Below are 17,257 nucleotides of genomic sequence, written 5' to 3' on the forward strand. Positions count from 1 at the left end.
TGTTCACGAAGGTTCACCCCCGATTCGCGGGGGTTCATCGGCTTGTCACATCCCTGCCCCAGGCACTCCCTAACCTGCGCGCCGGTACCCGTACTCAGCCCTTCAGACCAACAAGGAACAACGATGAAGAAGATCGCCCTCGTGGCCGCCGCCGTGCTGGCCGCCACCACCGCCGCCCACGCGGACATCCGCATCACCGAAGTCGCCCCCTGGAGCAGCGGCAACTCGCCGGTCGGCGCCGACTGGTTCGAGCTGACCAACACCGGCAGCAGCGCCGTCAGCCTGGCCGGCTGGAAGATGGACGACGACTCTGCCGCCTTCGGCAGCGCCGCCGCGCTGGCCGGCATCAGCTCGATCGGCGCCGGCGAGTCGGTGATCTTCATCGAGGGCAGCGGCGCCGCCCTGGTCAACCTGTTCAAGAGCACCTGGTTCGGCAGCAACGTGCCGGCCGGCCTGCAGGTCGGCACCTACAGCGGCTCCGGCGTGGGCCTGAGCGCCTCGGCCGACCAGGTCAACATCTTCGACGCCAGCGGCACGCTGCAGGCCAAGGTGATCTTCGGCGCCTCCGACAGCAGCTCGCCCTACCAGACCTTCGACAACGCCCAGGGCCTGAACGGCGTGACCATCAGCCTGCTGAGCGCCACCGGCAGCAACGGCGCCTTCGTCGCCGCCGGCGACGCCGCCGAGATCGGCTCGCCCGGCCGCATCGCCGCTGCCGCCGTGCCGGAACCCTCGTCCTATGCGCTGATGCTGGGCGGCCTGCTGGCCGTGGGCCTCATCGCCCGCAAGCGCAGCCACAAGGCCTGAGCCATGAAGACGACGAGCAAGCAGCTTCTCATCGCCCTGGCCGCCACCCTGGCGCTCGGCTCGGCCCAGGCGGCCGGCTCGCTGAACCTGGCCAACTACGGCGTCAGCGCCACCTACGCGCTGGACATCCTCGGCGGCACCGGCGGCGGCATCTCCGGCCTGGAGGCCTCGGCCGTCACCTACGCCAAGGACCGCAACTCGCTGTTCTTCGTCGGCGACGAGGGCACCGGCGTGGTCGAGATCTCGCTGACCGGCAAGACCCTCGGCACGATGGCCTTCGACTGGACCGGCACCGGCAGCACCAAGCACGACACGGAAAGCCTGGCCTACCTCGGCAACGGCCAGCTGGTGGTCGGCGAGGAGCGCCTGTACGACGCCTACAAGTTCAGCTACGCCAACGGCGGCAGCGCCAAGCTGGTGAACGCCGGCGTGTCGATCAGCAATGACAACGTCGGCAACGACGGCATGGAAGGCCTGGCCTACGACCCGCGCAACGGCGGCAGCTTCATCGCCGTCAAGCAGGACGTGCCCGAGGACGTGCGCAGCGGCACGCTCACCTTCGGCGCCAACCTGAGCGGCGTCGCCAGCACCAGCACGCTGTTCGACCCGGCCAAGCTGGGCCTGTCCACGCTGTCGGACGTGGCCGTGCTGTCCACCGTCGACTCGCTGGCCGGCACCGCCGGTGCAGACAACCTGCTGTTCCTGAGCCTGGGTTCGCGCATGCTGGTCGAGGCCGACCGCAGCGGCAACGTGATCAGCCGCTTCGACCTCTCCAACGTGCTGGCCCACAACGGCATCGAGGGCGTGACCATCGACGAGAAGGGCACGATCTACCTGGTGGCCGAGCAGATCCAGGACGGCACCGGCCCGGCCAACCCGGCCTCGCAGCTGATCGTGCTGAGCGCGACGGCCCCGGTCCCCGAGCCGGCCAGCGCCGCGCTGATGCTGATCGGCGGCATCGGCCTGTTCGCTGCCGCCAAGCGCCGCCGTCTCCAGCGCTGAGCGGCCTGCGCCTGCCTCGAAGCCGACCCGCCGGGTCGGCTTTTTTCATGCTTCACAGCCCTGTCATCGCTGCCGCCGACGATGCGGAACCATGCCAACTCGTCGGGACCACAGCATGGAAAGCGACAACACCCCGGTGCTGCACATGCGCACCGTCTGGATCTCCGACCTGCACCTGGGCACGCCCGGCTGCCAGGCCGAGGCGCTGCTGGACTTCCTGCGCGACGTGGAGTGCGAGACGCTCTACCTCGTCGGCGACATCATCGACGGCTGGCAGCTGCGCCGCTCCTGGTACTGGCCGCAGGCCCACAACGACGTGGTGCAGAAGCTGCTGCGCAAGGCGCGCAAGGGCACGCGGGTGATCTTCGTGCCGGGCAACCACGACGAGTTCGCCCGCAAGTACGTGGAGCACAGCTTCGGCGGCGTCGAGGTGATGGACGAGGCCATCCACACCACCGCCGACGGCAAGCGCCTGTGGATCACCCACGGCGACCTGTTCGACGGCGTGATCCAGTGCGCCAAGTGGCTGGCCTATGTCGGCGACGTGGCCTACGAGACCACGCTGAAGGTCAACCGCCACTTCAACCGCTTCCGCGCCAAGCTCGGCATGCCCTACTGGAGCCTCTCCAAGTACCTGAAGCTCAAGGTCAAGCGCGCGGTCAGCTTCATCAGCGACTTCGAGGAGGCCGTGGCCCGCGAGGCCCGCAAGCGCGGCGTGGACGGGGTCGTCTGCGGCCACATCCACCATGCCGAGATCCGCGACATCGACGGCGTGCTGTACTGCAACGACGGCGACTGGGTGGAGAGCCTCACCGCCCTGGTGGAGCACCACGACGGCCGGCTGGAGATCCTGGACTTCAGCGAACGGCTGCTGCTTCAGCCGATGCGCCAGGGCAGCACAAGGCCGGTGGCGTTGCCCGAGCCGCAAGCGGCGGCGATGCTGGTCGACTGAGCCAGCAGCCGCTCGAACACCTCCACCACCTCGAACACCGCGCGGTTGTCCAGCCGCGCCACCGCCGCCCGGTAGCGCGGCAGGCCGGCCAGCAGGGCCGCCACGCCGTCGCCGACCTCGCGCATCGAGTCCAGCACCAGGCCCACGTCCATCTCGCGCACCCAGCGGGCGTTGTAGCGCTCCTGCGGCATCGTGCCGCGGCCGCCGCTGGTGATCACCGGCAGGCCCATGCGCAGCGCCTCGCTGAGGCAGCCGGGGCCGGGCTTGCCGATGAAGTAGTCGGCCAGCTGCAGCGTCTGCGCCACCTGCGAGGTGAAGCCCAGCACCGCGTGCGCCGGCGCACCCTGCTCGCGCAGGCGCCGTGCAAGCTTGCCGTTATGCCCGCAGATCAGGATCAGCTGCTCGTCGCGCAGCTGGCGGGCGATCTTCAGCATCTGCATGGAGCCGTGGCCGCCGAACATCACCAGGCCGGTCGGCCGCGCCGGGTCCAGGCCCAGCGCACGCTGCGCGGCCTCGCGGTCCGCCCGCGGCGGCACGTAGAACGAGGGCCGCAGCACCATGCCCGAGACCAGGCTCAGGTCCGCCTCGCCATGGCCGGCGGCGCGCGCCTGGGCGTACGCACGCGGCGTGCCGCAGACGATGTGCTGGCGCTGCTGCACCCGGCGGGGCTCGATCCAGAAGTTGGGCGGCAGGTCGGCCATGTCGGTCAGCACCGTCGCGAAGGGCACGCCGGGCAGCGCCTCGTTGACCGACTGGCACAGCGCGCGGTTGAAGTTGGGCACCAGCGAGACCACCAGGTCCGGCTCGCTGGCCGCCCAGTGGCGGCGCAGCGGCTCCACCAGCTGGGTGTGGAAGAGCCGGATCAGGCCCTGCAGCATCTTCAGCTCCTGGGCCATGCCCAGGGTCCAGCCGCGCTGCAGCCGCTTGTTGTAGAAGTCCTCCGGCGCCGCCCCGGTCAGCTGGCGCAGGCGCTGCTGCGGGTCCAGCAGCTCGAACAGGTTGACCAGCCGCACGTCCCAGGGCCTCTGCTGCTGCTCGATCAGCGCCTGCAGCGCCTGGGCGGCGGCGCGGTGACCGCCGCCGGCGTTGAAGTAGACGAGGGCGATGGATGTCTTGCTTGCCATGCGCGGAGCATGAAATCGCCCCGTGACGGTGCGGTGACGGCCCCTCAAACAATTGGTGACAAGAAAGCTGGCCCGCCAATTGCCTGGGCTGGCGCAAGACGGCGCCGTTGCCGTCGAGATTTGACGTTAGCAAACTCGGACGGGTGGGCTTATGCTGATGGACTGGATGGACCGCAACGCCATGAACCCCGCCGCCCCGCACCGCCGCCTGCTCACCGAATCGCGCCTGTTCGCGATGATCAATGCCAGCGGCGACTGCTTCTGGGAGCTGGACGTCGACCGGCGCTTCGTCTACATCAGCGAGAACCTGGCGCGGATGCTGGGCTACGGCGCCGAGGAACTGGTGGGCCGCTCGGTGCTGGAGGTGCTGACGCCGGAGTACAAGCTCGAGGTGATGCGCCTGGCGATGCAGCGCGGCGACCCCAAGGCCGCATCGGCCGGCGCGATGCGCCACGAGGGCGCCTTCGTGCGCAAGGACGGCAGCACCACCTGGGGCGACACCGTCTCGGTGCCGGTGTTCGACGACGCCGGGGCGCACCTGGGCTACTTCGGCATCACCCGCGACATCACCCAGCGCAAGCACGACGAGCAGGCGCTGCGAGAGGCCAACGCCCAGCTGCAGGCCCAGGTGCAGCGCATCAACCAGCTGCACGAGCAGGTGCGCGAGCAGACCATCCGCGACGAGCTGACCGGCGTCTACAACCGCCGCCACTTCGTCGCCGTGGCCGAGCGCGAGCTGGCCCGCGCCCGCCGCGCCCAGCAGCCGCTGTCGCTGGTGATGCTGGACGTGGACCACTTCAAGCGCGTCAACGACGACTACGGCCACCCGGCCGGCGACGAGGCGCTGCGCGTGATCGGCCTGCTGCTGCGCTCCACCTCCCGCGCGGAAGACCTGGCCTGCCGGCTCGGCGGCGAGGAGTTCGCCGTGCTGATGCCGGGCATGGACCATCCGGGCGCGGTGGCCCGCGCGCAGGAGTGGCGCGCCGCGCTGGCCTCGCTGAAGACCCGCTTCGCCGGCGTGGACCTGAGCCTCACCGCCTCCTTCGGCGTCGCGACCTACCCCCAGCATGCCGACACGCTGGACGCGCTGATGAGCAGCGTGGACAAGCGCCTGTATCGCGCCAAGGAAGCCGGCCGCAACCAGGTGATCGGGGCGGAATAAAGGGCCCATTTCCGATCGGCGAAGGAGCCCTTCGCGCGGCGGCGTGACAATGCTCGGTTGCCCGAGGCCCGGGCGCCGAAAGGAAACCATGTCTGCCCGCAATACGCCGCGCCAGGTCGCCATCGCCTCGCTGGTCGGCACCGCCATCGAGTTCTACGACTACTACATCTACGCCGCCGCCGCGGTGCTGGTGTTCAACACCCAGTTCTTCCCCAAGGGCGACGCCACGGTGGCGACGCTGCTCTCGCTGTCCACGCTGGCGCTGGCCTTCTTCGCGCGGCCGGTGGGCTCGGCCCTGTTCGGTCACTTCGGCGACAAGATCGGCCGCAAGAAGACGCTGGTGGCCTCGCTGCTGACGATGGGCCTGTCCACCGTCGCGATCGGGCTGCTGCCCAGCTATGAGCAGATCGGCATCGCCGCGCCGCTGCTGCTGTGCCTGTTCCGCATCGGCCAGGGCATCGGCCTGGGCGGCGAATGGGGCGGCGCCGCGCTGGTGGCCACCGAGAACGCGCCGCAGGGCAAGCGCGGCCTGTGGGGCAGCTTCCCGCAGCTGGGCGCGCCGATCGGCCTGTTCGCGGCCAACGGCGTGTTCTTCCTGGTCAGCTACTTCCTCGGGCCTGAGCAGATGGTGGCCTGGGGCTGGCGCATTCCCTTCCTGATGTCCGTCGTGCTGGTGGCGGTGGGCCTGTACGTGCGGCTGAACCTGCACGAGAGCCAGGTGTTCCAGGACGCCGAGGCCCAGGGCAAGACCGTCCACGCGCCGGTCACCGACGTGTTCCGCCACCACGGCCTGGCCGTGCTGCAGGGCGTGCTGATCATGACCACGACCTACGTGCTCTTCTACCTGATGACCGCCTTCGTGCAGGTCTACTCGAAGAGCCCGGTCGGCACCTCGGTCGCCGGCCACGCCACCGGCCTGGGCATCCCGGCCAACACCTTCACCGGCATCCTGCTGATCGGCGCGGTGGTGTTCGGCGTCTGCACCAGCATCGGCGGCGTGCTGGCCGACCGCTGGGGCCGGCGCCAGTGGCTGCTGGGCGTCACGCTCGCGATCATGGCCTTCGGCCTGGCCATGCCTTCGCTGCTGGGCGGCGCCACGGCCGGCGGCGTGCTGGTGTTCATCGTCATCGGCCTGGCGCTGATGGGCTTCACCTTCGGCCCGATGGCCGCGCTGCTGCCCGAGCTGTTCCCGACCGAGGTCCGCTACTCGGGCGCCTCGCTGGCCTACAACCTCGCCTCCATCGTCGGCGCCTCGGTGCCCACGCTGGTGGCGCTGGAGCTGAACAAGAACTACGGCCTGGCCGGCGTCGGCGAGTACCTCGCCGCCAACGGGCTGATGACGCTGCTGGCGCTGTGGTTCTCGCGCGAGACGCGCGATCTCGACCTGGCTACCGTGAAATAACGCATTGCTTCAGCGGGCGCTTGGCGAACTTCTTGCTAAGGGTTTGCCATGAAGATCACCACCCGCCTCATCCTCCTCGTCGCCCTGCTGTCGGTCCTGCTGGTGGGCGTCGGCCTGCTCGGCCTGAACGGCATGGCGTCCAGCAACGCCGGGCTGAAGACGGTCTACGAGGACCGCACGGTCGTGCTGGGCCAGCTCGCCGACATCCAGGCCCGCATGCTGACCAACGCGAACCTGCTGGCCACCGCCACGCTGGACGGCACGCCGGCCGGCATCGCGCGCAACAGCGAGCAGGTGCAGGGCAACATCGCCGAGATCACGAAGCTCTGGAAGGCCTACCTCGAGACCTACCTGACCGAGGAGGAGAAGCAGATCGCCGAACGCTTCACCACCGCCCGCGGCAAGTACGTCAGCGAGGCGCTGCGGCCTGCGCTGGCGGCCCTGCAGGTCGGCGACATGGACAAGGCCCGGCAGATCTCCAACCAGGTGGTGCCCGGCCTCTGGGAGCCGGCCCGCAAGGAGCTGGCCGCGCTGGTCGCGCTGCAGTTGCGCGTGGCGCAGGACGAGTACCAGGGCGCGGTCGAGCGCTTCGCCACCACGAGGCTGCTGGCCATCGCCGCCACCGTGATCGGCCTGGCCGGCGGCATCACCGTGGCCGGCTTCCTGGTGACCGGCATCAGCCGCGCGCTGGCCCAGGCCAATGCACTGACGACCGCCATCGCCGCCGGCGACCTGGGTTCGCAGGTCGAGGTCAGCGGCCGCGACGAGATCGCCGAGCTGCTGCGCGGACTGCTCCAGATGCGCGGGCAGCTGGCCGCCGTCGTCCACCAGGTGCGCAGCGGCTCCGAGGGCGTGGCCACCGCCAGCGCCGAGATCGCCCAGGGCAACCAGGACCTCTCCGCCCGCACCGAGAGCCAGGCCAGCGCGCTCGAGGAGACCGCCTCCTCGATGGAAGAGCTGGACTCCACCGTCCGCCACAACGCCGACAGCGCCCGCGAGGCCGACGAGATGGCGCGCAGCGCCTCGGCCGTGGCGGCGCGGGGCGGCAGCGTGGTGGGCCAGGTGGTGGAGACCATGAAGGACATCACCGAGTCCTCGCGCCGCATCGGCGACATCATCGGCACGATCGACGGCATCGCCTTCCAGACCAACATCCTCGCGCTCAATGCCGCGGTGGAAGCCGCCCGGGCCGGCGAGCAGGGCCGCGGCTTCGCGGTGGTGGCCGGCGAGGTGCGCACGCTGGCCGGCCGCGCGGCCGAGGCGGCGCGCGAGATCAAGCGCCTGATCGCCGCCAGCAGCGAGCGGGTCGAGCGCGGCTCGGCGCTGGTGGACGAAGCCGGCCGCACGATGGGCGACGTGGTGGCCGCGATCGGCCGGGCCAGCGCGCTGATGAACGAGATCAGCGCCGCCAGCCGCGAGCAGAGCGCGGGCGTCTCCCAGGTGGGCGAGGCGGTGCAGCAGATGGACCAGGTCACGCAGCAGAACGCCGCGCTGGTGGAGCAGATGGCGGCGGCCACCTCCAGCCTCAACAGCCAGGCGCAGGACCTGGTGCAAAGCGTGGCCGTGTTCCGGCTGCGCTGATGAAATAGACAGTTACCTCGGCGGCGGGAGTTAGAGTGCGGGGCCATGGACGCCCCGCCCCAGCAGCCCTCCTCCGTCTCTGCCCTGCCCGAGGAGCAGCGCTACCGGCTGCTGGTCCAGGCGGTCACCGACTACGCGATCTACATGCTGGACGCCAACGGCATCGTGACCAGCTGGAACCCCGGCGCCCAGCGCTTCAAGGGCTACCGCGCCAGGGAAATCATCGGCCAGCACTTCTCGCGCTTCTATACCTCCGACGACTGCGCCAACGGCCTGCCCGAGCGGGCGCTGGCCATCGCCGCCGAGCGCGGCCAGTTCGAGGGCGAGGGCTGGCGCGTGCGCAAGGACGGCACGACCTTCTGGGCGCAGGTCGTCATCGACCCGATCCGCGACGGCGCCGGGCACCTGCTCGGCTACGCCAAGATCACCCGCGACCTGACCGAACGCCGTGCCGCCGAGCAGGCGCTGCGGCGCCAGCAGGAGCAGTTCCGGCTGCTGGTGCAGGGCGTCACCGACTATGCGATCTTCATGCTGGACCTGGAAGGCCGGGTCGTCAGCTGGAACGCCGGCGCCGAACACATCAAGGGTTACCAGGCCGCGGAGATCATCGGCCGCCACTTCTCCACCTTCTATCGCGAGGAGGACCGCACCCGCGGCGACCCCCAACGCTCGCTGGCCACGGTGCTGCAGCAGGGCCGGGTCGAGAGCGAGGGCTGGCGCGTGCGCAAGGACGGCAGCCACTTCTGGGCCAGCGTCGTGATGGACCAGGTGCACGACGACGCGGGCCATGTGATCGGCATCGCCAAGATCACCCGCGACGTGACCGAGAAGCGCGCGGCCCAGCAGGCGCTGGAGGCGGCCCAGGCCTCGCTGTTCCAGTCGCAGAAACTGGATGCGCTCGGCCAGCTGACCGGCGGCATCGCGCACGACTTCAACAACCTGCTGATGGTGATCCTGTCCAGCCTGCGGCTGATCGACCGGCGCGGCGGAGAAGCCGACCCGCAGCTGCGCAAATGGGCGCAGACCGCCATCAGCGCGACGCAACGCGGCGCGGCGCTGACGCAGCGCATGCTGGCGTTCGCACGGCGCCAGTCGCTCAAGCCTGACCGGGTGGACATCGCCGAGCTGGTGAGCGGCATGGGCGAGCTGCTGCGCCGCTCCATCGGGCCGACGCTGACGCTGCGGCTGGACATCGCCGCTGGCTTGCCGCCGGCCTTCGCCGACCCGATCCAGCTGGAGCTGGCCCTGCTGAACCTGGTCATCAATGCCCGCGACGCGATGCCGCAGGGCGGGCCGGTGACCCTGTCGGCCACGCTGCACACGCTCGACGCCCCGCAAGGCGAGCTGCCCGCCGGCCGCTACCTCGCGCTGGCCGTCGTCGACGCCGGCGAGGGCATGGACGAGGCCACGCTGCAGCGCGCGATGGAGCCCTTCTTCACCACGAAGGGCGTGGGCAAGGGCACGGGGCTGGGCCTGTCGATGGTGCTGGGCCTGGCCGAGCAGTCGGGCGGGCAGTTCGTGCTGAGCAGCGAGCCCGGCCAGGGCACCCGCGCCGAGATCTGGCTGCCCGAGGCGCCGGCCGATGCGGTGGCCGGCGAGGCGCCGGCGATGCCGCCTCCCGCCGCCGCGGCGACGGCGTCGCTGCGCGTGCTGCTCGTGGACGACGATCCCCTGGTGCTGGAAAGCACCCTGGCCCTGCTGCAGGACATGGGCCACCGCCCCACCGGCGTCAGTGCCGCCGCCGAGGCGCTGCGCCTGCTGGACGGCCCGGCCGGCCATGAATTCCAGCTCGTCATCACCGACCAGGCGATGCCCGAGATGACCGGCAGCGAGCTGCTGGCCGAGCTGCGCCGGCGCCGGCCTGCCCTGCCCGCCATCGTGGCCAGCGGCTTCGTCGGCCTGGCCCCGGCCCTGCCGCCGCTGGCCGTGCGGCTGGACAAGCCCTTCGACCAGGAGCAACTGGGCGCCGCCATCCGTGGCGCCTTGGGGCAGGTGTAGGCGCTGTCTGACAGCCCGATGCGGCCCCGAGGCCATGGCACTCGTGCGCCGCCGCATCTATCCTTGAATCGACGGAACCCGCGGCATGATGCTGGATGCAGCGAAGCCGCCTTTGCCGGCTCCGTCAGGGCCCGGACGCGTTCGCGACGGGCCCTTCTTCGTTTCGGCTGCGTCGAGGCTCGCCGTTACCATTGGCGGGCTTTCCGCCGTTCCCCGCCCGATGTCCGCCCACGTCCACAGCTCCTTCTACCGTTTCGTCGCGCTCTCAGATCCCGAGGCGCTCGCGCAAGGGCTGCGCGATCGGGCCCCCGCGGGCGTCGGCGGCAACATCCTGGTGGCGGCCGAGGGCATCAGCGGGGCGATCGCTGCCGATGCCGATGTGCTGGAGGGCTACGAGGCGCTGCTGGCCGAGGCGATCCCCGGCGGCCTGGCCTTCAAGCACAGCGCCTGCACGACGAAGCCCTTCCACCTGCTCAAGGTCCACTGCAAGCCCGAGATCGTCGCCTTCGGCGTGCCCGGCGTCAGCGGCCTGCCCAACGCGGCGCGGCCGGACACCCACGTCTCGCCGCAGCGCTGGCGCGAGCTGCTCGACGAGCCCAACGTGCTGGTGCTGGACAACCGCAACAGCTTCGAGTTCCGGCTCGGGCGCTTCCGCGGCGCGGTCGATCCGCAGGTGCAGAACTTCCGCGACTTCCCCGACTACGTGCAGGCCCACGCCGCGCAATGGCAGGCCGAAGGCAAGCGCATCGCCATGTACTGCACCGGGGGCATCCGCTGCGAGAAGACCAGCGCCTGGATGCAGGACCAGGGCCTCACCGTCTACCAGCTGGACGGCGGCATCCTGAACTTCTTCAAGGCCATGCCCGAGGATGCGGCCGCCGACTGGCAGGGCGAGTGCTTCGTCTTCGACAAGCGCATCGCGATCGACGCGCAATTGCAAGAAACTGCAACCACTGCCGCGGAGGTCTACGACCCGGCCGACCCCGACGATGCCTGGCGCCTGGCCCGCGCCAGGCGCCTCGATCCTGGGGCCTGATTTCGATACCCCCACGCCGGCAACGGCCCCTTCGCTGGGGATAATCGCCCCACACAGCACAGCCGCATCTCCATGTCCAACCTGATCGTCCACGGCGGCACTCCCCTGAAGGGCCGCATCATTCCCTCGGCGAACAAGAACGCCGTCCTGCCCATCCTGTGCGGCACGCTGCTGAGCCGCGAGCCGATCCGCCTGCGCGGCATCCCCGAGAGCACCGACGTGCGCAAGATCCTCGAGGTCTTCCGCAAGCTCGGCTCCAAGGTCGAGGTCGACTACGCGAGCGGCATCCTCGACGTCCATCACAAGGACACCCATTTCGACCCGGCCACCGACCGCCTGCCCGAGGAGATGCGCAGCTCCATCATGCTGGTGCCCGGCCTGATGGCGCGCTTCGGCGCCGCGCGGATCGAGGACGACGTCAAGGGCTGCACGCTGGGCGCGCGCGAGATCGACCCGCACGTGGAAGTGTTCGAGCGCTTCGGCGCCGCGGTGGAACGCCAGAGCGACGGCCTGACGCTGAAGGTCGACGGCAAGCTCAGGGCCAACAAGCACTGGACCGACTACGCCTCGGTCACCACCACCGAGAACTTCATCCTCTGCGCCGCGCTGGCCGAGGGCACATCCACGCTGACCAACGCCGCCAGCGAGCCGCATGTGCAGGAGTTCAGCCAGTTCATGGCCATGCTGGGCGCGAAGATCGAGGGCCTGGGCACCTCGCGCGTCACCATCCACGGCGTGGACAAGCTGGGTGGCGGCGAGTTCACCTTCGCCGAAGACTTCCACGAGATCGTCACCTTCCTGGCCCTGGGCGCCATCACCGGCGGCGACGTGCGGGTCAAGAATTCGCAGCCCGAGCAGTTCCCGCTGCTGGACCGCACCTTCGCCAAGTTCGGCGTCACCATCGTCCACGAGGACGGCTGGAGCCGCTGCGAGGCCCAGTACCCGCTGAAGGTCAAGGAGCCTTTCACCCGCAACATCCTGCAGAAGGTCGAAGCCGCGCCCTGGCCCTACCTGCCGGTGGACCTGCTGCCGATCTTCGTCGCGCTCGGCATCAAGGCCGAAGGCAGCGTGATGTTCTGGAACAAGGTCTACGACGGCGCCATGGGCTGGACCAGCGAGCTCGCCAAGTTCGGCGGCCACGCCTTCCAGGCCGACCCGCACCGCATCATCACCTTCGGCGGCAAGCCGCTGAGCCCGGCCGAGGTGGAGAGCCCGTACATCATCCGCGTGGCCATCGCGCTGGTGATGGTGGCCGCCAGCACGCCCGGCCGCTCGGTGATCCGCAACGCGACGCCGGTGCGCCGGGCGCATCCGAACTTCGCGGAAAACATCCGCCGCCTGGGCGCGCAGATCGAGTGGGTCGAGGGGGACTGACCCCGCCGCTGCCGCTGCTGGACGGTGTCGGCGCCAGCACGGTCGCCTGCCCGTCCGGCCACTGGCCGACGGTGCTCGACTTCCTCGCCGAGCGGCTGCCCCGGGTCAGCCGGGATGACTGGTTATCCCGACTGACCCGCGGCGAGGTGCTGGATGCGGCCGGCGTGCCGCTGCCGCCGGATGCGCGCTACGTCGCGCAGACCCGCCTGCACTACTACCGGCTGCTCGCGCACGAGCCCGAGATCCCGTTCAGCGAAGAGATCGTCTTCCAGAACGAGTTCCTGCTGGTGGCCGACAAGCCCCACTTCCTGCCGGTCACGCCCAAGGGCCGCTACGTGCAGCAGACGCTGCTGACGCGGCTGAAGAAGCGTACCGGGCTTGCCACGCTGACGCCGGTCCACCGCATCGACCGGGAGACCGCCGGCCTGGTCGTCTTCGCGATCAAGCCGGAAACACGAGACGCCTACCAACGCCTGTTCCGCGAGCGCGAAGTGGACAAGGTCTACGAGGCGATCGCCCCGTTCAGGCAAGACCTGGCCCTGCCGATGGTCTACCGCAGCCGGCTGGAGGAGCGGCCCGGCGAGGCCTTCATGCAGATGGCGACGGTGGAGGGCGAGCCCAATGCCGAGACCGAGATCCGGCTTCTGGAGCAGCACGCGGCGCTGGCGCGCTACGAGCTGCGCCCGCACACGGGCCGCAAGCACCAGCTGCGCGCGCAGCTGGCCGCGCTGGGCATCCCGATCGTCGGCGACCGGATCTATCCGGTGCTGCAGCCGGAGGAAGCGGTACCCGACTTCGAGAACCCGCTGCAGTTGCTGGCACGGGAGATCGCTTTCGACGATCCCTGCAGCGGCGAGCGGCGCGTCTTCGCCAGCAGCCACACGCTGGCGGTCAGCGCAGCCGTCCCTTGAGCGCCAGCAGGCACAGGAAGGCCACCAAGGCCAGTTGCTCCAGCATCATCGGCAGCGCACCGGCCGTGAACAGGACCCGATTCAGCAGCCAGCAGAAAGCCGCCGTCCAGGCCAGCGCCAGCGCGATCGACCAGCGGCTGCGGGCCAGGATCGCCAAGGCGGTACCCAGTTTCAGCAGCGCCGCCGGCAGGTAGCGCACGGGCGCAGTGCCGGGGTCGATCACCGCATCGTTGGCCATCTGGCCCCAATGCTGCTGCAGCTGATACAGGCCCAGCAGAGCCGAGACCAGCAGCGCCAGACCCAGCAGCCAGCGCGACACCATCAGCCAGGGAAAGGACGCAGCGCCGGCTGCCGGCCGGGTTCCCAGATCCACATCGGCCTGCGGAGGCGCATAACGATTGCTGTCAGCGGATTCCAAGTCGGCCCCTCCCTGCCTGGTGTCTGGCTTGATCGATCGTCCGAGGCTAGCGAAACTCGAACGAGCGGCGCAGCGGGTTTGTGCCGAGTCCACTGAAGGAACGCGTCGAGCCATGGCAAGCCCTGACCCCTACGACCTCCAGCGCTTCGTCGACGCCCAGGCCGTCAACTATGCGGACGCCATCGCCGAGTTGCGCGCCGGCCGCAAGACCACCCACTGGAGCTGGTACGTGATCCCGCAGCTGGCCGGCCTGGGCACCAGCCCGATGGCGCGGCGCTATGCGATCGCTTCGCTAGACGAGGCGCGGGCCTACCTGGCGCACCCGCTGCTGGGCGCGCGGCTGCGCGAGACGGTGGCGGCGATGAACGCGCTGCCCGAAGGAACCCGCGCCGAGCAGGTGCTGGGCGGCATCGACGCGCGCAAGTTTCAGTCCTGCCTGACGCTGTTCGACCTGGCGGCCGATGGCGCAGAGCCGCTGTTCACCGTCGGGCTGGCGCGTTACTTCGACGGCGTGGCCGATGCCGGGACGCTGGCGCTGCTGGCGGCTTGATCCGATGCGGTCTTCTCGCCGATCGCGGCGCTGAAGGCCTGCTCCAGCTCGCGCTCGTTGCCGGTGATCGCGCTCAGCGCGAGGCGGTAGGCCGTCAAGGTGCGCAGCAGCGCCGGCTGGTCGACCTTGCCCAGCCGCGAGTTGGTGGCCACGTCGTTCCACTGGCCGGCCCAGTTGCCCAGCATGAAGGTGGCGAGGATGGTCTGCATCACGTCGCGCTGGGCGCTGTAGCCCTCGGAGAAGCGGCGCACCGTCGCCGGGTCCACATAGCTGAGCGCCTGGCTGGCGATGGCGGCGTCCCAGGCGTCGCGGCGCAGCGTGGGCGTGAAGGTGCCGATCTTCACGGCCTTGATCCGCTGCCTGAAGGTCTCCAGCGACTCATCCTTCTTCTCGACGTCCTGCAGCACCGCCGCCTCGACGAGCTCCACCGCATCCAGCCGCTGCTGGTTCTGCTGCTGGGTGATGCGCGCCTGCTCGAGGTTGGCCCGCAGTTCCTGCTCGATCTGCCCGGTCGCCTGCTCGGCCAGGTGCCGGTGGTGGACAGCCTCCACGCCCTGCTCGATCCCGATCGCCGTCAGGATGCCCAGCACGATCATCAGGTAGTGGGTCCCGAACTCCTTCAGGGTCTGCGGGGCATGGCCCGGCGGCTCGACGTGCATGTGTTCTCCCGGATCTGCTAACGCTTGAATTCAGCGGGCTGGATCTTACGGGCGCCGCGCCAGCGACAACCCCAGGAAGTCCACGAAGGCCCGCACCCGCGCCGCCGTCTGGTGGCGCTGCGGATAGACGGCGTAGATGTCCGCATCCGGCGTCTGGTACTGCGGCAGCACCTGCACCAGCCGGCCGCTGCGCAGGTAGCGCTCGATGTCCCACTCGGCACGCATCAGGATGCCGTGGCCGTCCAGCGCCCAGTTGACGGCGATCTCCCCGTCGTTGGTGCTCAAGGTGCCGCGCGTCTTCACCGCCTCCGCCGGTCGGCTGCCGCGCGTGCCCGAGAGCCGCCACAGGCCGTAGGCCTCCTCGCCCTGGCGGATGCCGATGCAGTTGTGACGGGTCAGGTCGTTGGGCACCTTGGGCGTGCCGTGCTTCGCCAGATACGAGGGCGCGGCGCAGAGCAGCCGCCGGTTCGGCGCGATGTGGCGCGCGATCACCCGCGCGTCCGGCGGCTCGCCGAAGCGGATGCAGACGTCGAAGGCGTCCTCGGTCAGCGGCGGCGGGTTCACCGACAGCTGCAGCTGGACCTCGACCTTCGGGTACTTGCGGGCGAAGCGCGAGATCAGCGGCGCCACATGGCTGCGCCCGAAGCCCAGCGTGGCGTTGACGCGCAGCAGCCCGCCCGGCTCGGCCTTGCTGCGACCGAGCAGCTGCGCCATGCCGTCGATCTCGCCGAGGATCCGCCGCGCATGTTCGAGGTAGACCTCGCCCTCGGGCGTCAGGCTCATGCGCCGCGTCGTGCGGATCACCAGCGCCACGCCGAGCCGCGCCTCCATCTGCGCCAGGTGCTTGCTGACGGCCGGCGTGGTCACGCCCAGCTCGCGCGCCGCGGCGCTCAGGCTGCCGGCGGAGGCCAGCGCGGAGAAGAAGCCGAGGTCGGCGGGCTGGATGTCCATCATGCACTCCAGGTTAACAATGGATTGAATTCTGCAGTGATTTCAACACGGCCCGGCGGCGCACAGTCCATCCATCGTTCACCCCCACCTGATGGAGACACCTGATGAAGACCTATCGCATCGCCACCATTCCCGGAGACGGCATCGGCAAGGAGGTCGTGCCCGCCGGCCGTGAAGTGCTGGAGGCCGTGGCCGCGTCCACGCCGGGCCTGCGCTTCGAGTTCGAGAATTTCGACTGGGGCGGCGACTGGTACCGCGAACACGGCGTGATGATGCCGGCCGACGGGCTCGACGCGCTGCGCGACAAGGACGCGATCCTGTTCGGTTCGGCCGGCGATCCGCACATTCCCGACCACGTGACGCTGTGGGGCCTGCGCCTGAAGATCTGCCAGGGCTTCGACCAGTACGCCAACGTCCGCCCCACCCGCATCCTGCCCGGCATCGACGCGCCGCTGAAGCGCTGCGCCGCCGAGGACCTGAACTGGGTCATCGTGCGCGAGAACTCCGAGGGCGAGTACTCCGGCGTCGGCGGCCGCGTGCACCAGGGCCATCCGATCGAGGCGGCCACCGACGTGACGATGATGACCCGCGTCGGTGTCGAGCGCATCCTGCGCTTCGCCTTCAAGCTGGCGCAGTCGCGGCCCCGCAAGCAGCTCACCGTCGTCACCAAGAGCAATGCGCAGCGCCATGCCATGGTGATGTGGGACCAGATCGCCAACGAGGTCGCGGCCGAGTTCCCCGACGTGCGCTGGGACAAGGAGCTGGTGGACGCGATGACCGCCCGCATGGTCAACAAGCCGGCCACGCTGGACACCATCGTCGCCACCAACCTGCATGCCGACATCCTCAGCGACCTGGCCGCGGCGCTGGCCGGCAGCCTGGGCATCGCGCCCACCGGCAACATCGACCCCGAGCACCGCTACCCCTCGATGTTCGAACCGATCCACGGCTCCGCCTTCGACATCATGGGCAAGGGCCTGGCCAATCCGGTCGGCACCTTCTGGTCCGTCGTGATGCTGCTGGAGCACCTGGGCGAACACGCCGCGGCGGCCCGCGTGATGCAGGCGATCGAGGCCGTCACCGCCACGCCCGCGCTGCACACCGGCGACCTCGGCGGCACGGCCACGACCGCGCAGGTCACTTCAGCCGTCTGCGAGCGCCTGGCGCCGGCGCAGCGCAAGGCCGCGTGAAATGAGCCCCCCGCCCGGTCTCGCGGCGCTGAACGCTCGCGAGCCCGGTCGGCCCCCCGAGGGGGCGCCGGCCCTTGCGCATCGAGCCGCAAGCACCGCCAGTGGGCCTGCTTGGGAGCGGCCCGGCGCGACGGCCCGGA

16 protein-coding genes are annotated in these 17,257 nt (G+C 70.1%); 12 read left to right on the top strand and 4 right to left on the bottom strand.

All coding sequences use genetic code 11. From position 1 onward, the window contains the following. The first annotated feature begins 123 nt into the window (after positions 1–123). The 3 genes from B0W88_RS02305 to B0W88_RS02315 all read left to right on the top strand — a co-directional run bounded on the left by B0W88_RS02305 (position 124) and on the right by B0W88_RS02315 (position 2,761). Complete coding sequence (locus tag B0W88_RS02305) at positions 124–807, top strand: lamin tail domain-containing protein (RefSeq protein WP_077033036.1); 684 nt, start codon at positions 124–126, stop codon at positions 805–807. 3 nt (positions 808–810) lie between these two features. After that, positions 811–1,809, top strand: coding sequence for an SdiA-regulated domain-containing protein (locus tag B0W88_RS02310; protein ID WP_077033037.1), 999 nt, complete (start codon positions 811–813; stop codon positions 1,807–1,809). Positions 1,810–1,900: 91 nt separating this feature from the next. Further along, on the top strand, positions 1,901–2,761 hold the full coding sequence (locus tag B0W88_RS02315; protein WP_077033038.1) for a UDP-2,3-diacylglucosamine diphosphatase: 861 nt from the start codon (positions 1,901–1,903) through the stop codon (positions 2,759–2,761). On the opposite strand, the gene B0W88_RS02320 is transcribed toward B0W88_RS02315, so the two are convergent. After that, positions 2,686–3,885 carry a glycosyltransferase gene (locus B0W88_RS02320; RefSeq protein ID WP_077033039.1) on the bottom strand — a complete coding sequence of 400 codons (1,200 nt, stop codon included), beginning with the start codon at positions 3,883–3,885 and terminating at the stop codon, positions 2,686–2,688. The genes B0W88_RS02315 and B0W88_RS02320 overlap by 76 nt on opposite strands. 166 nt (positions 3,886–4,051) lie before the next feature. Between B0W88_RS02320 and B0W88_RS02325 the strand changes: the two genes are divergently transcribed. From B0W88_RS02325 to B0W88_RS02355, 7 genes are all read left to right on the top strand, one after another. Further along, positions 4,052–5,047 (top strand): sensor domain-containing diguanylate cyclase, encoded by a 996-nt coding sequence (locus tag B0W88_RS02325; RefSeq protein WP_158080780.1) that lies wholly within the window; start codon positions 4,052–4,054, stop codon positions 5,045–5,047. A gap of 88 nt (positions 5,048–5,135) precedes the next feature. Then, positions 5,136–6,449 (top strand): MFS transporter, encoded by a 1,314-nt coding sequence (locus tag B0W88_RS02330; RefSeq protein ID WP_083748516.1) that lies wholly within the window; start codon positions 5,136–5,138, stop codon positions 6,447–6,449. Positions 6,450–6,497: 48 nt separating this feature from the next. Beyond that, positions 6,498–8,030, top strand: coding sequence for a methyl-accepting chemotaxis protein (locus B0W88_RS35145; RefSeq protein WP_077033042.1), 1,533 nt, complete (start codon positions 6,498–6,500; stop codon positions 8,028–8,030). Between the two features lie 45 nt (positions 8,031–8,075). Next, on the top strand, positions 8,076–10,028 hold the full coding sequence (locus B0W88_RS02340) for a PAS domain-containing sensor histidine kinase (RefSeq protein WP_077033043.1): 1,953 nt from the start codon (positions 8,076–8,078) through the stop codon (positions 10,026–10,028). A gap of 220 nt (positions 10,029–10,248) precedes the next feature. Then, positions 10,249–11,064 (top strand): rhodanese-like domain-containing protein, encoded by an 816-nt coding sequence (locus tag B0W88_RS02345; protein ID WP_077033044.1) that lies wholly within the window; start codon positions 10,249–10,251, stop codon positions 11,062–11,064. A 72-nt stretch (positions 11,065–11,136) separates the two neighbouring features. Next, positions 11,137–12,438, top strand: coding sequence for a UDP-N-acetylglucosamine 1-carboxyvinyltransferase (locus tag B0W88_RS02350; RefSeq protein WP_077033045.1), 1,302 nt, complete (start codon positions 11,137–11,139; stop codon positions 12,436–12,438). Continuing rightward, positions 12,420–13,349, top strand: coding sequence for a pseudouridine synthase (locus B0W88_RS02355; RefSeq protein WP_144006553.1), 930 nt, complete (start codon positions 12,420–12,422; stop codon positions 13,347–13,349). Before B0W88_RS02350 ends, B0W88_RS02355 begins: the two co-directional genes overlap by 19 nt. On the opposite strand, the gene B0W88_RS02360 is transcribed toward B0W88_RS02355, so the two are convergent. Beyond that, entirely contained in the window at positions 13,330–13,767 is a 438-nt protein-coding gene (locus B0W88_RS02360; protein WP_144006554.1) for a hypothetical protein, read from the bottom strand. The genes B0W88_RS02355 and B0W88_RS02360 overlap by 20 nt on opposite strands. A gap of 112 nt (positions 13,768–13,879) precedes the next feature. On the opposite strand from B0W88_RS02360, the gene B0W88_RS02365 reads away from it, so the two are divergent. Further along, on the top strand, positions 13,880–14,317 hold the full coding sequence (locus B0W88_RS02365) for a DUF1810 domain-containing protein (RefSeq protein ID WP_077033047.1): 438 nt from the start codon (positions 13,880–13,882) through the stop codon (positions 14,315–14,317). Here B0W88_RS02365 and B0W88_RS02370 read toward each other — a convergent pair. Both B0W88_RS02370 and B0W88_RS02375 read right to left on the bottom strand, forming a co-directional pair. Next, a complete protein-coding gene (locus B0W88_RS02370; RefSeq protein ID WP_077033048.1) occupies positions 14,266–14,976 on the bottom strand; it encodes a hypothetical protein in 711 nt (236 codons plus the stop codon). The genes B0W88_RS02365 and B0W88_RS02370 overlap by 52 nt on opposite strands. Before the next feature lie 45 nt (positions 14,977–15,021). Beyond that, entirely contained in the window at positions 15,022–15,927 is a 906-nt protein-coding gene (locus B0W88_RS02375; RefSeq protein ID WP_369973838.1) for a LysR substrate-binding domain-containing protein, read from the bottom strand. A 104-nt stretch (positions 15,928–16,031) separates the two neighbouring features. Between B0W88_RS02375 and B0W88_RS02380 the strand changes: the two genes are divergently transcribed. Further along, positions 16,032–17,117: a tartrate dehydrogenase gene (locus tag B0W88_RS02380; protein ID WP_077033050.1), complete on the top strand. Its 1,086-nt coding sequence runs from the start codon at positions 16,032–16,034 to the stop codon at positions 17,115–17,117. The last annotated feature ends 140 nt before the right edge of the window (positions 17,118–17,257 follow it).

The organism is Pelomonas sp. KK5 (assembly GCF_001984095.1).
Classification (GTDB): domain Bacteria; phylum Pseudomonadota; class Gammaproteobacteria; order Burkholderiales; family Burkholderiaceae_C; genus KK5.

What these genes read in the sequence shown, in the direction of transcription:
- B0W88_RS02305 (WP_077033036.1), top strand. Translation starts at nt 124, where the DNA reads ATGAAGAAGATCGCCCTCGTGGCCGCCGCCGTGCTGGCCGCCACCACC.
- B0W88_RS02310 (WP_077033037.1), top strand. Translation starts at nt 811, where the DNA reads ATGAAGACGACGAGCAAGCAGCTTCTCATCGCCCTGGCCGCCACCCTG.
- B0W88_RS02315 (WP_077033038.1), top strand. Translation starts at nt 1,901, where the DNA reads ATGCCAACTCGTCGGGACCACAGCATGGAAAGCGACAACACCCCGGTG.
- B0W88_RS02320 (WP_077033039.1), bottom strand. Translation starts at nt 3,885, where the DNA reads ATGGCAAGCAAGACATCCATCGCCCTCGTCTACTTCAACGCCGGCGGC.
- B0W88_RS02325 (WP_158080780.1), top strand. Translation starts at nt 4,052, where the DNA reads ATGGACCGCAACGCCATGAACCCCGCCGCCCCGCACCGCCGCCTGCTC.
- B0W88_RS02330 (WP_083748516.1), top strand. Translation starts at nt 5,136, where the DNA reads ATGTCTGCCCGCAATACGCCGCGCCAGGTCGCCATCGCCTCGCTGGTC.
- B0W88_RS35145 (WP_077033042.1), top strand. Translation starts at nt 6,498, where the DNA reads ATGAAGATCACCACCCGCCTCATCCTCCTCGTCGCCCTGCTGTCGGTC.
- B0W88_RS02340 (WP_077033043.1), top strand. Translation starts at nt 8,076, where the DNA reads ATGGACGCCCCGCCCCAGCAGCCCTCCTCCGTCTCTGCCCTGCCCGAG.
- B0W88_RS02345 (WP_077033044.1), top strand. Translation starts at nt 10,249, where the DNA reads ATGTCCGCCCACGTCCACAGCTCCTTCTACCGTTTCGTCGCGCTCTCA.
- B0W88_RS02350 (WP_077033045.1), top strand. Translation starts at nt 11,137, where the DNA reads ATGTCCAACCTGATCGTCCACGGCGGCACTCCCCTGAAGGGCCGCATC.
- B0W88_RS02365 (WP_077033047.1), top strand. Translation starts at nt 13,880, where the DNA reads ATGGCAAGCCCTGACCCCTACGACCTCCAGCGCTTCGTCGACGCCCAG.
- B0W88_RS02370 (WP_077033048.1), bottom strand. Translation starts at nt 14,976, where the DNA reads ATGCACGTCGAGCCGCCGGGCCATGCCCCGCAGACCCTGAAGGAGTTC.
- B0W88_RS02375 (WP_369973838.1), bottom strand. Translation starts at nt 15,927, where the DNA reads ATGGACATCCAGCCCGCCGACCTCGGCTTCTTCTCCGCGCTGGCCTCC.
- B0W88_RS02380 (WP_077033050.1), top strand. Translation starts at nt 16,032, where the DNA reads ATGAAGACCTATCGCATCGCCACCATTCCCGGAGACGGCATCGGCAAG.